Origin of the sequence: Laceyella sediminis, assembly GCF_003003125.1 — a bacterium.
Lineage (GTDB): Bacteria > Bacillota > Bacilli > Thermoactinomycetales > Thermoactinomycetaceae > Laceyella > Laceyella tengchongensis.
Window position 1 is genome coordinate 38101 of sequence record NZ_PVTZ01000009.1, and the last position, 18269, is coordinate 56369.

At 51.6% G+C, this 18269-nt stretch carries 16 protein-coding genes and 2 tRNA genes; all 18 read left to right on the forward strand.

Annotated features, from left to right (window positions below):
• Positions 1-223: 223 nt before the first annotated feature.
• Entirely contained in the window at positions 224-1522 is a 1299-nt protein-coding gene (locus CLV36_RS11370) for an exo-beta-N-acetylmuramidase NamZ family protein (protein WP_106342746.1), read from the forward strand.
• 88 nt (positions 1523-1610) lie between these two features.
• Positions 1611-1687, forward strand: a tRNA-Met gene (locus tag CLV36_RS11375).
• Between the two features lie 7 nt (positions 1688-1694).
• Positions 1695-1771 (forward strand) — tRNA-Met (locus tag CLV36_RS11380).
• A gap of 102 nt (positions 1772-1873) precedes the next feature.
• Positions 1874-2359: a ribonuclease FAU-1 family protein gene (locus CLV36_RS11385; RefSeq protein WP_181353006.1), complete on the forward strand. Its 486-nt coding sequence runs from the start codon at positions 1874-1876 to the stop codon at positions 2357-2359.
• Positions 2360-2659: 300 nt separating this feature from the next.
• Complete coding sequence (gene spoIIE, locus CLV36_RS11390) at positions 2660-5116, forward strand: stage II sporulation protein E (RefSeq protein WP_245888354.1); 2457 nt, start codon at positions 2660-2662, stop codon at positions 5114-5116.
• 103 nt (positions 5117-5219) lie between these two features.
• Complete coding sequence (tilS, locus tag CLV36_RS11395) at positions 5220-6623, forward strand: tRNA lysidine(34) synthetase TilS (protein ID WP_106342749.1); 1404 nt, start codon at positions 5220-5222, stop codon at positions 6621-6623.
• 28 nt (positions 6624-6651) lie between these two features.
• Positions 6652-7188, forward strand: coding sequence for a hypoxanthine phosphoribosyltransferase (gene hpt / locus CLV36_RS11400; protein ID WP_102991266.1), 537 nt, complete (start codon positions 6652-6654; stop codon positions 7186-7188).
• Positions 7189-7264: 76 nt separating this feature from the next.
• The gene (gene ftsH / locus CLV36_RS11405) at positions 7265-9283 is read left to right on the forward strand and encodes an ATP-dependent zinc metalloprotease FtsH (RefSeq protein ID WP_106342750.1); all 2019 of its coding nucleotides are present in this window, start codon (positions 7265-7267) and stop codon (positions 9281-9283) included.
• Positions 9284-9375: 92 nt separating this feature from the next.
• The gene (locus CLV36_RS11410) at positions 9376-10164 is read left to right on the forward strand and encodes a type III pantothenate kinase (protein ID WP_106342751.1); all 789 of its coding nucleotides are present in this window, start codon (positions 9376-9378) and stop codon (positions 10162-10164) included.
• Between the two features lie 185 nt (positions 10165-10349).
• Positions 10350-11231, forward strand: coding sequence for an Hsp33 family molecular chaperone HslO (gene hslO / locus CLV36_RS11415; RefSeq protein WP_342748018.1), 882 nt, complete (start codon positions 10350-10352; stop codon positions 11229-11231).
• Positions 11232-11303: 72 nt separating this feature from the next.
• On the forward strand, positions 11304-12227 hold the full coding sequence (gene cysK, locus CLV36_RS11420) for a cysteine synthase A (protein ID WP_102991269.1): 924 nt from the start codon (positions 11304-11306) through the stop codon (positions 12225-12227).
• Positions 12228-12390: 163 nt separating this feature from the next.
• Positions 12391-12975, forward strand: coding sequence for an anthranilate synthase component II (locus CLV36_RS11425; protein ID WP_106342753.1), 585 nt, complete (start codon positions 12391-12393; stop codon positions 12973-12975).
• Between the two features lie 24 nt (positions 12976-12999).
• On the forward strand, positions 13000-13866 hold the full coding sequence (locus CLV36_RS11430) for an aminotransferase class IV (protein WP_245888355.1): 867 nt from the start codon (positions 13000-13002) through the stop codon (positions 13864-13866).
• A 5-nt stretch (positions 13867-13871) separates the two neighbouring features.
• Positions 13872-14714, forward strand: coding sequence for a dihydropteroate synthase (gene folP, locus CLV36_RS11435; RefSeq protein ID WP_106342755.1), 843 nt, complete (start codon positions 13872-13874; stop codon positions 14712-14714).
• On the forward strand, positions 14714-15073 hold the full coding sequence (folB, locus tag CLV36_RS11440) for a dihydroneopterin aldolase (protein ID WP_102991273.1): 360 nt from the start codon (positions 14714-14716) through the stop codon (positions 15071-15073). Before folP ends, folB begins: the two co-directional genes overlap by 1 nt.
• Before the next feature lie 8 nt (positions 15074-15081).
• Positions 15082-15600, forward strand: coding sequence for a 2-amino-4-hydroxy-6-hydroxymethyldihydropteridine diphosphokinase (gene folK, locus CLV36_RS11445; protein ID WP_223248005.1), 519 nt, complete (start codon positions 15082-15084; stop codon positions 15598-15600).
• Positions 15601-15708: 108 nt separating this feature from the next.
• Positions 15709-16725 (forward strand): tRNA dihydrouridine synthase DusB, encoded by a 1017-nt coding sequence (gene dusB, locus CLV36_RS11450; protein ID WP_106342756.1) that lies wholly within the window; start codon positions 15709-15711, stop codon positions 16723-16725.
• A gap of 50 nt (positions 16726-16775) precedes the next feature.
• Positions 16776-18263 (forward strand): lysine--tRNA ligase, encoded by a 1488-nt coding sequence (gene lysS / locus CLV36_RS11455; RefSeq protein ID WP_106342757.1) that lies wholly within the window; start codon positions 16776-16778, stop codon positions 18261-18263.
• The last annotated feature ends 6 nt before the right edge of the window (positions 18264-18269 follow it).

Consider the following 18269-nt stretch of genomic DNA (forward strand, 5'->3'; position numbering starts at 1 on the left):
CGCCTCATCTGCTTTCATTCGCCCGATGTGCTTCTGCCGCGCTCTTTATGCGTGGCGGGGGTGGACCTCTTGTGCGAGAAGACAAGGGGTTATTTTATTTTGGCAGGAATCAAAAGTACGTAAGTAGAAAATCTAGGCTATAAGCGATTTGGATGAATATTCTGTATGGGATCGGTTTGTTGGCATCAGCAGTGAGAATCTCCCGATGAAGGGGGTAATGAGGATGCTCCATATCAATCGCGCCCGCTGGTGGGGACTCACCCTTGTCTTTGTCCTCTTTTTCGCTACGCTTGGTCTGGTTTGGATGGATGAAGGGGAAGAAACGGCACAAGGGCGCAGGGGAAAGGTACTGACAGGCTTAGATATTGTATTGGCCAATCCGGGGATGTTCACTGGGAAGCGAGTGGGACTGATCACCAATCCGACGGGTATCACCGCCGATTACGAACATAGTTTGGATGCCATGTTGCGCAAGGGCATCCGCGTGACCGAAGTGTACGGTCCGGAACATGGGGTACGCGGAACAGAACAGGCAGGCGAGACGCCGGGAGAGCTGATCGATCCGAAGACGGGGCTTCCGCTTTCCAACCTGTATGGAAAAAAGCCGGTGGACATGGTTCCCATGTTCGCGGATGTGGATGTCCTTGTGTTTGACATCCAAGATGTCGGAACTCGTTTTTATACTTACATCTCCACCATGGCATACGTGATGGAGGCGGCAGCCATTGCCGATAAGCCGCTGTATGTGCTGGATCGCCCCAATCCGCTGGGGGGAGTCCGGGTGGAAGGTCCCGTGTTGGAAGAGAAGCACAGCTCCTTCATCGGCCTGTTCCCTATCGCCCTGCGGCACGGCATGACGGTTGGCGAGCTGGCAACCTTATTCAATGAGTGGTTTTTCCCAAAAAGCGGCAAAAAGAAGGTTGATCTCCACGTCGTGAAAATGAAGGGTTGGAGTCGGCAGGAAGCTTACGGGCAGACGGGGCTCCCTTGGGTGATGCCGTCACCGAATATGCCGACGATAACGACAGCACAAGTGTATCCGGGAACTGGACTGATCGAAGCGACTAATCTGTCCGAAGGAAGGGGAACGACGCGGCCGTTTGAATTGATCGGCGCCCCTTATGTGGAAGGCTGGAAGTTAGCAGAGGAACTAAATCGGGAACGATTGCCGGGAGTCAAGTTTCGCGAGGCGTACTTCACCCCTACTTTTTCCAAACATCAAGGGAAAGCCGTGGGTGGTGTACAAGTGCATGTGGAAGATCCGGCAACGTTTGATCCCATCCTGACGGGACTGGCTATCATTGAAAAGGTAAAAAAATTGTATCCGAGCCAGTTTGCGTGGCGCGAATCGGGGGAACCCTATTGGATGGATAAAATGACCGGCACGGAAAAAGTTCGCCAGCAAATCGACCAAGGGAAATCCGCTAGGGAAATCGTGCATTCCTGGGCGGCAGAACTGAATAAATTCAAAGAACTACGAGAAAAGTACCTTCTCTATCCGGCACGGGGAATCCCGCACTAAAAATATGCCATTTTTTTGTTGACATCACTGCGGACGCGTTATATAATAATCATTGTTCGCAGTGATGATTTCAACCATTTTAGAATGTCGCGGGGTGGAGCAGTCTGGTAGCTCGTCGGGCTCATAACCCGAAGGTCGCAGGTTCAAATCCTGTCCCCGCAACCAAATATATGGCGGCGTAGCTCAGCTGGCTAGAGCGTACGGTTCATACCCGTGAGGTCGGGGGTTCGAGGCCCTCCGCCGCTACCAAGTGCAAGAGAGGAGAAGGCGAGGAAACCCTATCGTGGGTGGTGCATCGCCTTTTTTTTGTGTCATTTTATTGGGATGCATGATAAGCATGGGAGTGGTTGTGTGAATGTCGTTATCAAGAAAGTCAAATTTACCACGATAAATAAAACATATACGGAAAAGGTGCGGGATTGGCGGGGGCGCCATTGCTTCTCTACGCAGTATGCCAATCCGGACGGCAAGCGGATTTTCCTCACCTATTATTTTGTGCGCAAGGGGTATACCATTTCAAAGGTATTCAACCGATCAGGGGAATTCCTCTACTACTATTGCGACGTGATGCAAATGCACCAAGTGGGCCGGATGCGATATGTTATGGTGGACTTGTTGTTTGACCTGATCGTCTATCCGGATGGCACCTATCACCTGATTGACGTGGATGAGTTTGCCGACTCGGTGGAACGGGGACAGTTGAAACGACGGCAACAAGTCCATGCGCTCCGGACGCTGGATCAAATGATTCGTTTGCAGACGGAGCGGAAGTTGATACCGTCGTTTGTGCATGAAGCCCAGATGTATCCCTTGAACACGTTTGCGCGCCGGTTTTGATGGGTTATTTCGACATGGCGAAACGATGGACACAGTAGAATATTAGAAGTTTTGTCGCTCCTGTGCTGAAAGTGATGCAAAACGACACCAAGGGATGGTGTTTAGACAAGCCCCCCGCTACACCGCGGAGGGGTTTTTGTTTGCCGGCGAAGGGGAGAAAGCCAATCAAGGCGCTGGATAACCCAGAGAACAAAATTTGTCGTAAAAATTTTCTTTTCATTCAGATTGTTTGACAAACTTTTCTTCCATCCCATCGCTATAATGGGTGGCACAAAGTGATTGGGGTGATGGGTCGTGCAAATGGGTACTCATATCAAAAATTTTTTCATTCGTCCAGTTAGTTGGTTTGGAGTGGATCAAAGCAGGCAGAGAAGAGCTATGTACCGGTTATCCACCATGTGGAATGTGCCAGTGTTGGTGATGGGTTTTCTCCTAGGTAGGGCCACCATTCTTGACACGTTCTCTCCGTTTGCGGTGGCGTATGTGGCGGTGATCTACCATCTTGCCCGTAAGCAGTGGCCGGTGGTGCTGTTGTCACTGATACTGGGGGCGGCCACTTTGGGGCCACTCAAGGCAGTGGAGACGGCTGGCGTGTTGGCGATTTGGTTGTTGATGCAAAAAGGGTGGGACTGGTTAGGGAAAGGGCAGATCAATTATGTCCCTTTTGTTGTGGGGGCATGCGGCGTCGCGGCCCACCTGGCGGAGGGGATGATCGGAGGTTGGAGCTCGTACAAAGGTTTGATGGCAGCCGCTGAAGTTTTGCTGAGTTTCATTCTGACATTCATCTTTGTGCACTCCCTGCCGCTGTTTACAGTGAAGAAAAAACGGATTGCTTTGCGGCATGAAGAGATCGTATGCCTGGTAATTTTACTCGGTTCGGTCATGACGGGCATGATGGATTGGTTTGTGGCAGATCTGTCGGTGGTCAACATGGTGTCCCGCTATGCGATATTATTGTTTGCTCTAATCGGCGGCGGGTTGCTCGGTTCATCGATCGGAGTAGTGACAGGAGTAATATTGAGTCTGTCCGACACCAAAGCGGTGATGCAGATCAGTTTGCTGGCCTTCGCTGGTTTGTTGGCCGGCCTGTTTAAAGAAGGTAAGCGGTGGGGGGTGGCCGTCGGTTTCATGCTCGGTTCGGCCATCCTGACCTTGTACGATGGTGGCGCCGAAGTGATGTGGATGTCACTTAAGGAGTCGGCTTGCTCCGTCGTCCTGTTTATGCTGACGCCCAACCGCTTGATCCAATCGTTGTCCCGTTTTGTGCCGGGGACAATGGAAAATCAGTCGGCACATTTAGAATATATCAAACGGTTGCGTGATGTGACCGCGGCCAAGGTGGAGCAGTTTACGGAATTGTTCCAGGAGCTTAGTTTCAGCTTTAGAGAGGACGCTACCAAGCATCGCAAAGAACATGAGGATCAGGTTAATTTTTTTCTGTCGGAAGTAATGCATGACGCGTGCGGGGGATGCCCCCGCTATGCGGATTGTTGGGACAAGCAAGTCATGAAAACGTATCAAGGCATGACTGACTTGATGGCCATGGTGGAAACGAGCGGTGTCACAGAAGAGATCGCGGTGCCCACGTTTTGGGAGCAACATTGTATGCGGGGAGAACGGGTGATGGGTTCAATTCAAAAACAGTACGCCCGCTATGAGCAAAACATTTACTGGAAGGAAAAGATGCAGGAATCGCGCCGGTTGGTATCGGACCAATTGGCAGGCATGGCCGAAGTGATGGAGAAGCTGGCTAAGGAGATCCGCCATGAGACACAAGTGATGGCGGCGCACGAAGAGCAAATTCATGAGGCGTTAGAGGAGTTGGGCCTGTCTATACAGCGGGTGGATATCATCAATCTCGAGGAAGGAAAAGTGGAGATAGAAGTGGTGATGCCGGAACGGGAAGGGTTGGACGAATGCAAAAAGCTGGTGGCGCCTTTGCTGACAGAAGTGTTGGGGGAACCCATCTCGGTGTACCGGAAAGTGATCAAAGATGGTTCACACGGGGCGGTCATCACCTTGGGTTCAGCGCAGCGGTTTGAGTTGAAAACAGGGGCGGCCAATGCGGCGAAAGGGGGCGGGGTTATTTCCGGAGACAGTTATTGTTATATGAGTTTGGGCACGGGCAAATGCGCGGTGGCGTTATCTGACGGCATGGGGAATGGACAGCGCGCCCAAGAGGAGAGCAGCGCCGCGCTCAAATTGCTGCGCCGCTTGCTTCAGTCGGGGATGTGTGAAGAGCGGGCGGTTGACACGGTGAACTCCATCTTGAGCCTGCGGTCGGCTGACGAGATGTTCGCCACGGTCGATTTGGCTATCGTCGACTTGAATTCAGCGAAGGGGCGGTTTATGAAGATCGGTTCCACTCCGGGATTCGTTAAACGGGGCAAACAGGTGATGACCCTCTCGGCCGCCAACCCCCCGATTGGCATCCTGAGTGAGATTGAGATCGAGCCGATTGAGATGCAACTGCAACCGGGGGATTTGGTGATTTTGATGACTGATGGAGTCTACGATGCGCCGCGGCGGGCGGTGAACAAGGATGCGGTGATGACCCGGCTGATTTCGGAGATCGACACCAAGGATCCGCAAGACTTTGCCGATTGTTTGCTAGAGAAGGTGGTTCGCTACCATGGCGGGCGTATCAGTGATGACATGACGGTGGTTGTGGCCAAAGTGGAGCGGTATGTCCCAGAATGGTCCACGATCCGATTGCCTGGTGTGAAACCGCTCAAGCGCTCACATTTGGTGGTTTGAATTTGCTTCCCAGTGCGAAACAGGATATGATGAAAAGAGAAGGACGAGTGGCGTTTGCTCGGGGGAGTTCCCCCGGGTTTGACGCGCCAAGGAGACGATTCAGGTGTTTCTTGCTCAATTGAGAGAAGAGCTGAACCGAATGGGCTTGGCGGGGCGGCGGGCCAGGGTGTTGGTTGGCGTCTCGGGTGGGGCCGATTCCATCGCCTTGGTGCATGCCCTGAAAAAAATAGAACAAGAGGTAGATATTTTTGTCGCCGCTGTTCATGTCAACCATCAGCTCAGAGGGGAAGAAAGCGAAGCCGACGAGCAGCATGTCAAGGCGTTTTGCGAGGAATGGAGAATACCTTGTCGGACGGTCAGGGTAAATGTTGGAAGTTTGTTAGAACAAAAAGGCGGGAACAAACAGGCAGTCGCGCGTGAGCTCCGTTATGACGCCTTTGAGGAAATGGCGCGGGCATGGCGGATGGATGCTGTCGCTACTGCTCATCATGCCGACGACCAGCTGGAAACGGTGTTGATGCGGTTGGTCAGGGGAACGGGTGTAGCAGGGCTGGCGGGCATTGAACCGATCCGTGCTTGGCGTGGTTTCCAATTGATCCGGCCGCTCTTGACGTTCACCAAACAGGAGTTAGAGCGTTACTGCCAGGATGCGGGATTGCCCACGCGTTTGGATTCCAGTAACCTGCTTCCCGACTACACTCGCAACCGCCTGCGGATGGAAGTGGTTCCGTTGCTGGAAGCGTTCAACCCCCATGTACAAAAAGCGGTTTGTACCTTGAGCGACTTGGTTCGGGAAGAAGAAAAAGTGTGGTCCGAATTGGTGGAAGACGCTTTGGGCAAGGTGCTTCTCGAGCGGGACGATGCGAGCTTCACCCTTGATGTTTCAAGTTTTCTTCACCTTCCAATCGCTTTACAAAGGAGGGTAGTTAAACTAATATTAAGTTATCTTTCGCAAGATGATACGTTTGGAGTCAGTCTTGACGCGGTTGAAAAGGTGAGAAAACTCGTTGCGGACGGATCTTCATCCAGTATGTTTCATCTCCCCGGCGGCATCGTAGCGGAGCGGGAATATGAAAAAGTACATATGCGCAAGGCAGAGCGCGGCGAAGAACATGCCACTCAATCAGGGGAAATTGCGTTATCTGTTCCTGGTACGACGTGTTTGCCTGGGTTTTTGGGTAAAATAGAAGTATTGGAATCGGATGTGGCATTACATAACGTGGATCTTGGTCGGAATGCTGTCGTCTTCGATCGAGATCATTTGCCGTTTCCCCTCTGCGTAAGGGCCCGCCAAAGCGGGGATCGTATGACATGCTTGGGGATGGACGGAAGAAAAAAGCTGAAAAAAGTGCTGATGGAAGCAAAAGTTCCCAAGCGCCAACGTGACCGAGTTCCGGTTGTGACCGCGGGAGATGAGATTATCTGGATTCCAGGGGTGAAGCGGTCGGGTGTCGCTCCCGTCACCCCGAATACCACTCGGTTTTTGTATCTAATCTGGGAAGAGTAAATCGTTTATGTGTGGTAGGAGGAAAGACATGCATCAAGATATCAAGGAAGTTCTTATTTCCGAAGAGCAAATCAAAGAGAAAGTGCGGGAATTGGGCCAACGTCTGTCAGAGGAGTACAAAGACTTGAACCCGCTATGTATCTGCGTGTTAAAGGGTGCCGTGCCATTTATGGCGGATTTGATCCGAGAGATGCCGATTAAGATGGAAATGGATTTCATGGCTGTATCCAGCTATGGCAATTCGACCACTTCCTCGGGTGTTGTGCGCATCCTCAAAGATTTGGACGCATCCATCGAAGGACGTCATGTTTTGATTGTCGAAGATATTATCGATTCGGGCTTGACGTTGAGTTACTTGGTTGAGATGCTGAAAGGCCGGAATGCCGCTTCAGTCAAAATCGTCACTCTTCTCGATAAACCAGACCGCCGCAAGGTGGATTTGAGCCCGGATTACTGTGGTTTCACCATTCCGGATGCATTTGTGATCGGATACGGGCTTGACTTTGCCGAGAAGTATCGCAACTTGCCTTATATCGGTGTGCTGAAAGAAGAAGTGTACCAGTGATGCGCCAGAGCGGTCTATTGAGTATGGTAAGTCGACTGTGATAAAATGATACAAGTGGACTGAGAGGAGGCCAGGGATGAAACACTTCTTCCTCAGGAACGGAGTATTATACTTAATCCTCATCCTTATCACAATCGGGGTTGTCAACATGATCGCCAACCCTGGAGTGGACAAACAAAACTTTAGATATGATGAATTTAGAACAAAGCTGCTGCAAAAACAGTTAGATGATATTACGGTCCAATACGATAACGGTGTTTACAATATCGAAGGCAAGATCAAAGGCACGGCTAAAAGCTTCTTTACCATTGCCCCAGCTGGCTACGGAAGCTCCGTAATCGAAGATATCCAAACCGCCGGAGTGAAGGTGAACATCGAGAAAACAAAAGGGGACTCAGTTTGGCTCACGTTCTTTACCTCAGTCATTCCTTTTGTCATCATCTTACTTATTTTCTTCTTCTTGTTTAACCAAGCTCAAGGCGGCGGAAGTCGCGTAATGAATTTCGGCAAGAGCAAAGCGAAGTTATACAATGAAGAGAAAAGACGGGTTACATTTGATGATGTGGCAGGAGCGGATGAAGAAAAAGCGGAGTTAGTTGAGATCGTCGATTTCCTGAAAGACAATCGGCGGTATGCGGCGATGGGAGCTCGCATCCCCAAAGGGGTACTTTTGGTTGGGCCTCCAGGTACGGGTAAAACGCTGTTAGCTCGCGCCGTTGCGGGTGAAGCGAAAGTGCCGTTCTTCTCCATCAGCGGTTCCGACTTTGTAGAGATGTTCGTCGGTGTCGGTGCTTCACGGGTTCGTGACTTGTTTGAACAGGCCAAGAAAAACGCTCCGTGTATCATTTTCATCGATGAGATCGACGCGGTAGGGCGTCAGCGCGGTGCGGGTCTTGGCGGCGGCCACGACGAACGCGAGCAAACCTTGAACCAATTGTTGGTGGAGATGGACGGTTTTGATGTCAATGCAGGAATCATCATCATGGCTGCAACGAACCGTCCTGACATTTTGGATCCGGCGCTGCTTCGTCCTGGGCGCTTTGACAGACAAATCCTGGTTAATCGCCCCGACGTAAAAGGGCGCGAAGCTGTGTTGAAAGTACACGCGCGCAACAAGCCGATCGCTGACGATGTGAAGTTGAATGTGATCGCGCAACGCACCACCGGGTTCTCTGGCGCGGATTTGGAGAACCTGTTGAATGAAGCAGCATTGTTGGCGGCGCGTAGCAATAAGAAAAAGATCACCATGGAAGAAGTGGACGAAGCGATCGACCGAGTGATTGCGGGTCCGCAGAAGAAAAGCCGCGTCATCAGCGAAAAAGAGCGCAAGATCGTCGCTTATCACGAAGCAGGGCACGTGCTTTGCGGATATTATCTGGAAAATGCGGACATCGTCCATAAGGTGACGATTGTCCCCCGTGGGCAAGCAGGCGGGTATGCGATGATGTTGCCCAAGGAAGACCGTTATTTGGCAACCAAAGGCGAACTGCTTGATCGGGTGACGGGTCTCCTAGGTGGGCGCGTGGCTGAGGAAATCATCTTTGGCGAAATCAGCACCGGTGCGAGTAATGACTTTGAAAAGGCGACAGCCATCGTGCGCGCTATGATCACCGAATATGGGATGAGCGACAAGCTGGCCACGATGACTTTTGGCCGTTCGCAAGGGCAAGTGTTCTTGGGCCGCGATTTGAGCCAAGAGCAAAACTACAGTGATAAAGTGGCATACGAAATCGACATTGAGATGCAAGAGATGGTGCGCAAATGTTACAACCGCGCCAAAAACCTGCTCATCGAACGCCGCGATCAATTGGAACTCATGGCTCAAACCCTGCTGGTGCGGGAAACGCTGGATGAAGAGCAAATCAAACAGCTGTTGGAGACCGGAAAGCTGGATGACGACAGCGATGTGAAAGTGAACATCCAGACCAAAGACGACCATGGGACGGATGAAAGCGGAAACGAAGAGAAGAATCAAGATGCGAACCTCGCTTCGGCTAAGGACTTCTCTTCTGATAAATATGGAATCCGGCGCAATGTCGATTCCACGAGTGGTGAGGAAACCGCGTCTGACAAAGACGATAAAAAGCCACTCTAATCCTTTGCGAAAAAGAGGCGGGATGGCGCCTCTTTTTCTTATGGCCAAAAGCACAGGCTAATCCCAAATCAACAAGTGAATGGGTGGGCATAATGCTAAAAGAAAAACTTTTACTGCTAATGGATGTGGGTAACACCAATGTGGTGCTGGGTGTGTATCGGCAAGATGAACTGCTTCATCATTGGCGCTTACAAACGGATCGCAACGCCACCGAAGATGAATTTGGCGTAATGTTGAAAAGTCTGTTGGATTATGTGGGCATCGATTTTGATATGATCGAAGGCGTGGTCCTGTCTTCGGTGGTTCCGCCGTTGACAGTAGTGCTAGAACGCATGACGGAGAAGTATCTAAAACAAAAACCGCTTGTTTTGGGGCCGGGAGTTAAAACTGGGCTGAACATCAAATACGATAATCCACGTGAGGTGGGGGCAGATCGCATCGCCAATGCGGTGGCGGCGCTGGAGTTGTATGGCGCCCCGGCGATCATTGTCGATTTTGGCACGGCAACCACGTTTTGTTTTATTGATGAAGAAGGAAACTATATCGGCGGAGCGATTACACCAGGGGTCAACATCTCTGCGGAAGCGCTGTACCAACGCGCCGCGAAATTGACCCGGGTGGAAATCGTGAAGCCGGATTCCGTGGTGGGGCGTAATACGGTTCAAGCCGTTCAAGCGGGCATATATTATGGGTATGTGGGTGTCGTGGACGAGATTGTCACACGCATGAAACAGGTGTTGACCAAGCGCCCGCATGTCGTAGCCACGGGCGGCCTGGCCAAACTGATTTGCAACGACACCAAAACGATTGACGAAATCAACCCATTGTTGACGCTGGTAGGGTTGAAGCTGATTTGGGAAAGAAACCGAAAGCATGTTTGATTGTGGAATCACGTGGGCATCACCCTAAGTGGATTGGGCATGCGAGCCCATCTGGTACGGGTGGATGCCTCTTTTCAATCAGGCGGGCTTTCTAAGCATATGCGTTGGAACCGCGTGTGGATGTGGAGCAGAAAAACGAAAGCGCTTCATGATTTGCTTGATCAATTCATATATGGGAGTGACTGATGATGACAGATTATGCGATTCGTGCTATCTCGAAGGATGGGAAAGTGCGCGGCTTTGCCGCAATTACTACGAACTTGGTGCAGGAGTTGCAGAAGCGGCATGGCACCTTTCCGGTGGTTAGTGCGGCGTTGGGAAGAACGGCAACCATGGGGGCGTTGATTGGGCTCACCTTGAAAGAGGAGCGCCACAAAGTGACCATTCAGGTGGCGGGAGACGGCCCGATTGGCCGAATCATAGTGGATGCCAATGGAGAAGGACATGTTCGCGGCTCGGTCGACAATCCTTTTGTGGAGCACAATGATGATTATAAGTTAAATGTGGGGGCGGCCGTGGGCCAGGGTAGCATTTATGTGACAAAAGATCTGGGATTGAAAGAACCGTACCGCGGTGCGTCGCCGATCATCTCTGGCGAGCTGGCTGAAGATTTTACCTACTACTTTGCGGTTTCCGAACAGACTCCCTCTTCAGTGGGACTGGGAGTGCTGGTCAAAGGGGAGCAAATCCTCGTTGCCGGGGGATATATGATTCAAGTGATGCCGGGCGCCTCCGATGATGTGATCACCCGTTTGGAGACGGCTATTGATGAACTGAACAAACTGACCTCTATTTCTGAGTTGCTCTATCAAGGAGTCACCCCAGAAGAGTTGTTGGTGCGTTTGATGGGGGAAGGGACGGAGATCCTTCATAAGCAACCGGTTTCCTTCGCATGCCATTGTTCCCGCGAAAAAAGCCGAACCATGCTCAAGTCTCTGGGGATAGAAGAACTGAAAAGCCTCTTGGATGAATTGGGTCATGCGGAGGTCGTTTGCCATTTTTGTAATGAGAAGTATATGTTCAGCGGGGAAGAACTGGAACGTATAATAAAAGAAGAAGTGAATTGACAAATTATTTTATTGGGTGATATGATAGGTGTAAAATTCCTATCAGTTTAATCGGAATAGGAGGCTTGCCCTATGCGCGTAGCGAACAATGTGTTGGAATTGATCGGCCAGACCCCTTTGGTGAAATTGAATCGAATCGTTGGCAAGTCAGATGCCGATATATTTTTAAAGTTGGAGTTTTTTAACCCTGGTGGCAGTGTGAAAGACCGTATCGCCCTCAGCATGATCGAAGAGGCGGAAAAGCGTGGTGAGCTGAAACCGGGATCGACGATTGTGGAGCCGACCAGCGGGAACACTGGCATCGGTTTGGCCATGGTCGCTGCGGCAAAAGGATACCGCGCTATACTGGTCATGCCCGAAACAATGAGTTTGGAACGACGTAACCTGCTCAAAGCCTACGGTGCAGAATTGGTGCTGACCCCCGGACCGGAAGGGATGCGCGGCGCCATTAACAAGGCGGAAGCGATCAAAGCTGAACATCCGGATTACTTTATGCCGCAACAGTTCAGCAACCCAGACAATGTTAAAATCCACTTGGAAACAACGGCTTTGGAAATCGTTGAACAAACCGGTGGCGACATTGATGCCTTTGTGGCCGGCGTGGGCACGGGTGGTACCATCACGGGTGTGGGCCGCGTGTTGAAAGAGAAATTCCCGCACGTGCGCGTCATCGCGGTGGAGCCGACGACTTCTCCGGTGTTGTCCGGCGGGAGCCCTGGACTTCATAAAATTCAAGGCATTGGTGCCGGATTTATCCCAGACATCTTGGACACCAATGTGTATGATGAAGTGATTCAAATCGAAAATGAAGAAGCGTTTGAGTGGGCGCGGCGCCTGGCTCGTGAAGAAGGCCTCTTGGTTGGGATTTCCTCCGGCGCGGCGACGGCAGCAGCCATTAAAGTGGCTCGCCGCTTGGGACTCGGCAAAAAAGTTGTAGCCGTCGCTCCAAGTAACGGTGAAAGATATTTGACCACGCCTTTATTCCAATTTGATTGATGCAAAACAACTTTGGCTATCCTGTGAACATGGGATAGCCTTTTTGCATGCTCTTCTTGGCTCGTATGGCGTGCCCAGCTGGAATTTAAGATGAAGAATTGATCGGCATGTGTTAAAATAAGTTGATTAGAAGAGCTTAGAAGAGATGAGGGGAGAATAGCTAATGATTTTAATGATTGACAACTATGATTCCTTTACTTATAACCTCGTTCAGTATTTGGGTGAATTGGGGAAGGAGCTTGAAGTTGTCCGCAATGATGAAATAGATGTTGACGAGATAAAGAAGCGGAATCCGGAAGTGATTGTTTTGTCGCCTGGGCCAGGCCGCCCGGAAGATGCGGGGATTTGTCTAGAAGTTGTGCGGCGTTATGCCGGACAGATACCCATCTTGGGCGTTTGCCTTGGGCACCAGACGATCGCCCAGGCGTTTGGCGGGGATGTGATCCGTGCAAAGCGCCTCATGCATGGAAAAACATCGCCAATCAATCATGATGGACAGACGATTTTCACGGGGATGCCCACGCCTTTAACGGTGACGCGGTACCATTCTTTGTTGGTGGACCGGGAGACGTTGCCCGCTGAGCTAGTCATCAGTGCCGAAACCGACGAAGGGGAGATCATGGCTTTACGCCACCGTTCTCTGCCGATTGAGGGTGTGCAATTTCATCCTGAATCGATTTTGAGCGAGAATGGCAAGGCGCTGTTGGCCAATTTCATTCGCTTTTATGGAGAATGGGGTTCCCGGTGACAGGGGGATTGACACGTGGCTTGGATGATGTTGGATGGACAGCCGACGGAAGAGGCCTCTGCGAAGCTGCCCATCATGGATCATGGTTTGTTATATGGCGTCGGGGCTTTTGAAACGATAAGAATATATCAAGGATTTCCTTTTCTCATAGATGATCATCTTGCGCGGTTGGAGCGGGGCTTGTCCCGGCAGCGCATCCGCTTTCCCTGGCAGCGAGAGGAATGGCTGGCGCAAATTGAGGAGTTGTTGCGGCTTTCGGGGTTGCAGGACGCTTCTTTGCGCATCATGGTGACGGGCGGTGAAGAGGGCTTGGGGCTGAGAGCGAGCGAGTATCAACAGCCCCACACCTTGATGTTTATTCGCCCGCTTCCCTTTGACGACGGGGAATGGTTTGCCAAAGGGAAGGAGTTGGAGGTGGTTTCCATTCCGCGGCAACCACCCGGCGGGGCGGCCGATATCAAGAGCAACAACTACCTTAACAGCGTGTTAGCGCGCCAACAAGTTCAGCGCTTTCCAGAAGTCGAAGGGTTGATGTTGACGCCGGACGGATTCTTAGCAGAAGGGATTGTGAGCAATCTATTTTTTGTGCGTGACGGCCAATTGCACACGCCGTCATTGGATCTGGGTATTTTGGACGGGGTGACCCGCAAGTGGGTGATCGCGCTGGCGCAATCGCTGGGAATCGAGGTGCAAGAAGGGAAGTATCCGCTCGCCGCGCTGGATGAAGCCGAAGAGATTTTTATCACCAACTCCATTCAGGAGCTGGTTCCCATTCGCATTTGGCGGGGGCGGCACCTCGAGGAACACCCCATTACCGATGCATTGTATGGAGCGCATCGCTCATGGACAACCTTATTAACCAGCGCTGGAGAGTTAAGCAGGAGGATGTAGCACTCATGAAATCACACAGTATACAAGCGGGTCCTTATTCGTTATCATATGGCAACCGAACACTGGTGATGGGGATTGTCAATGTCACGCCTGATTCTTTTTCCGACGGGGGCAAGTACGCCTCCGCCCAGCTTGCGTTGGAACATGCCAAGCAATTGGTGGAAGACGGGGCTGACATCATCGATATCGGCGGGGAATCGACCCGTCCTGGGGCAGAGCCTGTTTCGCTTGAGGAGGAACTGGCTCGGGTAATTCCCGCAGTCAAGTTGTTGGCCAAGGAGTTGGATTGCCCTATTTCGGTTGACACCTATAAGGCGGAAGTGGCCAAGCAGGCGGTGTTGGCGGGCGCTCACATCATCAATGATATCTGGGGAGCGAAGCGAGACCCGCGGATGGCCGAAGTGGCGGCAGAGCTAGATGTGCCCATCATCTTGATGCACAATCGGGAAGAAGCCCGGTATGATTCCTTGATCAATGATGTTTGTGCCGACTTGCTCGCCTCGGTTGACTTGGTTAGGCAGGCGGGCGTGCGGGAAGAGAATATTATTTTGGACCCAGGTATCGGCTTTGCCAAAACAGTTGAAGACAACTTTGAAGTGATGCGCCATCTGGACCGGATTGTGGCGCTCGGTTATCCTGTATTGTTGGGAACCTCGCGCAAATCCTTCATCGGCAAGACGTTAGACTTGCCCCCGAATGAACGGGTAGAAGGGACGGCAGCCACTGTGGCCTACGGCATCACCAAAGGATGCCAACTCATGCGTGTGCATGATGTGAAGGAGATGGTCCGGGTCACCCGCATGATGGATGCGTTGGTTTACGGTCGGACAGCGGAGGAGGAGAGATGATGGATAAAATCTTTCTCAACCGCATGTGTTTTTACGCCTATCATGGTGCCTATCCGGAGGAAAACCGGTTGGGGCAACATTTTTATGTGGACTTGGAAATGACATTGAATCTCCAACCCGCGGCCTTGGCTGATGATCTGTCGTTGACAGTCAATTATGGACAGGTGTATGAACTGATTGAGCAGGAGATGACCAAAACCAAAGTGAAGTTGTTGGAGACATTGGCGGAACGGATCGCGGGACGGATTCTCCGTGAGTATCCGGTTGCAGAAGTGCGGTTGCGCGTGACCAAACCCAATCCGCCGATTCCAGGCCATTATGAGTCGGTGGGCGTGGAGATTGTGCGCAAGCGATCATGAGCCGTAAGATGAGAGCTTATCTGGGGCTTGGCGGCAACATGGGCGATCGCTTGTCTTTGTTGAGCCAAGCGGTTAAGCTTTTGGATTTGACCCAGGGCATCTCGGTCAACCGCATCTCCTCCATATATGAAACAGCTCCAGTGGGTCTGTTGGAGCAACCGCACTTCTACAATTTGGTGGTGGAGATTCAAACCACTCTGACTCCTGCTGAGCTGTTGCGGGTCGCATTGGCCATCGAGAAGAAATTACACCGCGTCCGCCACAAGCGATGGGGCCCGCGAACCATTGACATCGATCTTTTGTTGTACGATGATCGGATGATTCAGCGCGAGGAATTGGAAATTCCGCATCCACGAATGCATGAGCGCGCTTTTGTGTTAATACCGCTTATGGAGATTGCGGGGGATATTGCCATTCCGGGGACGGGTACGCGGCTGAGTCAATATATCGCCCAATTGCCCGCCGAACAAGAGATAACCAAGCTTGACGATGTGCTTTTGCCTGTATTGGAAAGAAATGGAAGTTGATACTTTTGGTGTGGAATGGTAGGAATCCGCTAAGACATGCCAGAGGAAGCCCCGTTTCGTTGCATGAATAAATTGGGTGAGTGAAATGACTGGAAGGAGGGAAAACCATTGCTCAAAATTGGAGATATTGAAATGAAAAACCGGGTTGTGTTGGCGCCGATGGCTGGTGTGTGCAACCCAGCATTCCGATTGATCGCCAAGGAATTCGGCGTAGGTTTGGTCTGCGCAGAGATGGTCAGCGACAAAGCAATTCTGCATGGAAATAAACGTACGCAAGAGATGCTATATGTTGATGAACGGGAGAAGCCGCTCAGCTTGCAGATTTTCGGCGGCGATAAGGAAACGTTGGTGGAAGCGGCCAGAGTGGTGGACGAACAGACCAACGCTGACATTATCGATATCAATATGGGGTGTCCGGTGCCGAAAGTGGTGAAGTGTGATGCGGGCGCCCGCTGGCTGTTGGAGCCGAAGAAAATTGAAGAGATGGTTTCTGCCGTAGTCAAAGTGGTCAAAAAGCCGGTTACCGTGAAGATGCGGATCGGTTGGGATGAAGACCATATCTATGTGGAGGACAATGCTAAAGCTGTAGAAAGTGCGGGTGGGAAGGCCGTTGCCGTACACGGTCGCACGCGGCAACAGATGTACCGCGGCCATGCGAATTGGGAGTACATCCGCTTGGCTAAGCAAGCGGTATCCATCCCGGTCATCGGCAATGGAGACGTGTTCACCCCAGAAGATGCCAAGCGCATGCTGGAGACGACCGGTTGCGACGGGGTGATGATCGGGCGCGCTGCTTTGGGGAATCCATGGATGCTGTATCGCACTGTTCATTACCTGGAACATGGTGAGCTTTTGCCCGAACCGTCGCCGTCTGAAAAGATCCGCATCGCCCTGTTGCACATGGATCGCTTGATCAACCTGCGCGGCGAACGGATTGCGGTGCGTGAAATGCGCAAGCATGCCACATGGTATTTGAAAGGATTGCCTGGAGCGTCCAAGATCAAAGATGTGGTCACGCAACAAGAAACGCGTGATGGGATGGCGGAAGTGCTGCTAACATTCGTTCGCGAATTGGAGCGGGAGCAAGCGGCCGAACAAGCCAATTTACAACAGGAGACCGCATGACACTAGCGGATTGAGATTATTTTTACCTATGAATGAAGGAGTGCATTGGGATGACACATGAAGAGCACAGCGATCTGTTTCAGGTGCGCCGCGACAAATTGGAAACTTTGCGCGAACAAGGGATCGACCCGTTCGGAGCCAAATTCGAGCGGACGCATTACGCGGAAGCGCTGATGCAGGAGTACAACGCCTTCTCCAAAGAAGAATTGGAAGCAAAACAAGCAGAAGCAGTGGTAGCTGGCCGTTTGATGAGCAAACGCCAGCAAGGGAAAGCTACTTTCGCTCATTTGCAGGACATGACCGGACGCATCCAAGTTTATGTGCGCTTGGATCGCGTGGGTGAGCAGGCATTTGATATCTTTAATATGGCGGATATCGGCGACTTCATCGGCGTGAGCGGGGTGGTGTTCAAAACCAACCGGGGTGAGCTGAGTGTCAAAGCGAATGAAGTCACTTTCTTGGGCAAATCGCTACGCCCGTTGCCTGAAAAATACCATGGCTTAAAAGACGTGGAGTTGCGCTATCGCAAGCGCTACCTGGATTTGATCATGAATCCGGAAGTGAAGGACACATTTGTTATGCGCAGCAAAATCATTGCGGCCACCCGGCGGTATTTGGATGCGCAAGGATATTTGGAAGTGGAGACGCCGACGATGCATGCGATTGCGGGAGGGGCGGCAGCTCGGCCTTTCATCACGCACCACAATGCACTCGACATGACGTTGTACATGCGGATCGCACTGGAATTGCACTTGAAGCGCCTCTTGGTGGGGGGCATTGAGAAGGTATATGAAATTGGCCGTGTTTACCGAAACGAAGGGGTTTCCACTCGCCATAATCCGGAATTCACCATGTTGGAGCTGTATGAAGCGTATGGGGATTATCGTGACATTATGGATTTGACTGAGAACCTGATTGCCCATGTGGCTAAAGAAGTGCTGGGTACCACCCAGATTGAGTATCAGGGCCAACAAGTTGATTTGACGCCAGGCTGGGCGCGCAAATCAATGGTTGAGCTGGTGAAGGAGCACTGCGGTGTTGATTTCTCCCGTCAGATGACGACGGAGGAAGCGCATCAGCTGGCCAAAGAACATGGCGTAGAAGTGGCTCCGTCTATGACGTTTGGTCATATCCTGAATGAGTTCTTCGAACAAAAAGTGGAACATTTGCTGATTCAACCCACTTTCGTGACAGGGCATCCGGTGGAAATCTCCCCACTCGCGAAGAAAAATCCGCAAGATCCGCGGTTCACGGATCGCTTTGAATTGTTTATCGTAGGGCGCGAGCACGCCAACGCCTTCTCTGAATTAAATGACCCGATCGATCAGCGGGAGCGCTTCGAAGCACAGTTGCGGGAGAAAGCGCAAGGAAACGATGAAGCGCATCCGATGGATGAAGACTTTATCGAAGCGCTGGAATATGGAATGCCGCCGACGGGTGGACTGGGTATTGGGATGGACCGCTTGGTTATGCTGTTAACCAACAGCCCATCCATTCGGGATGTGCTCTTGTTCCCGCACATGCGTCATCAGGACTGATGTAGC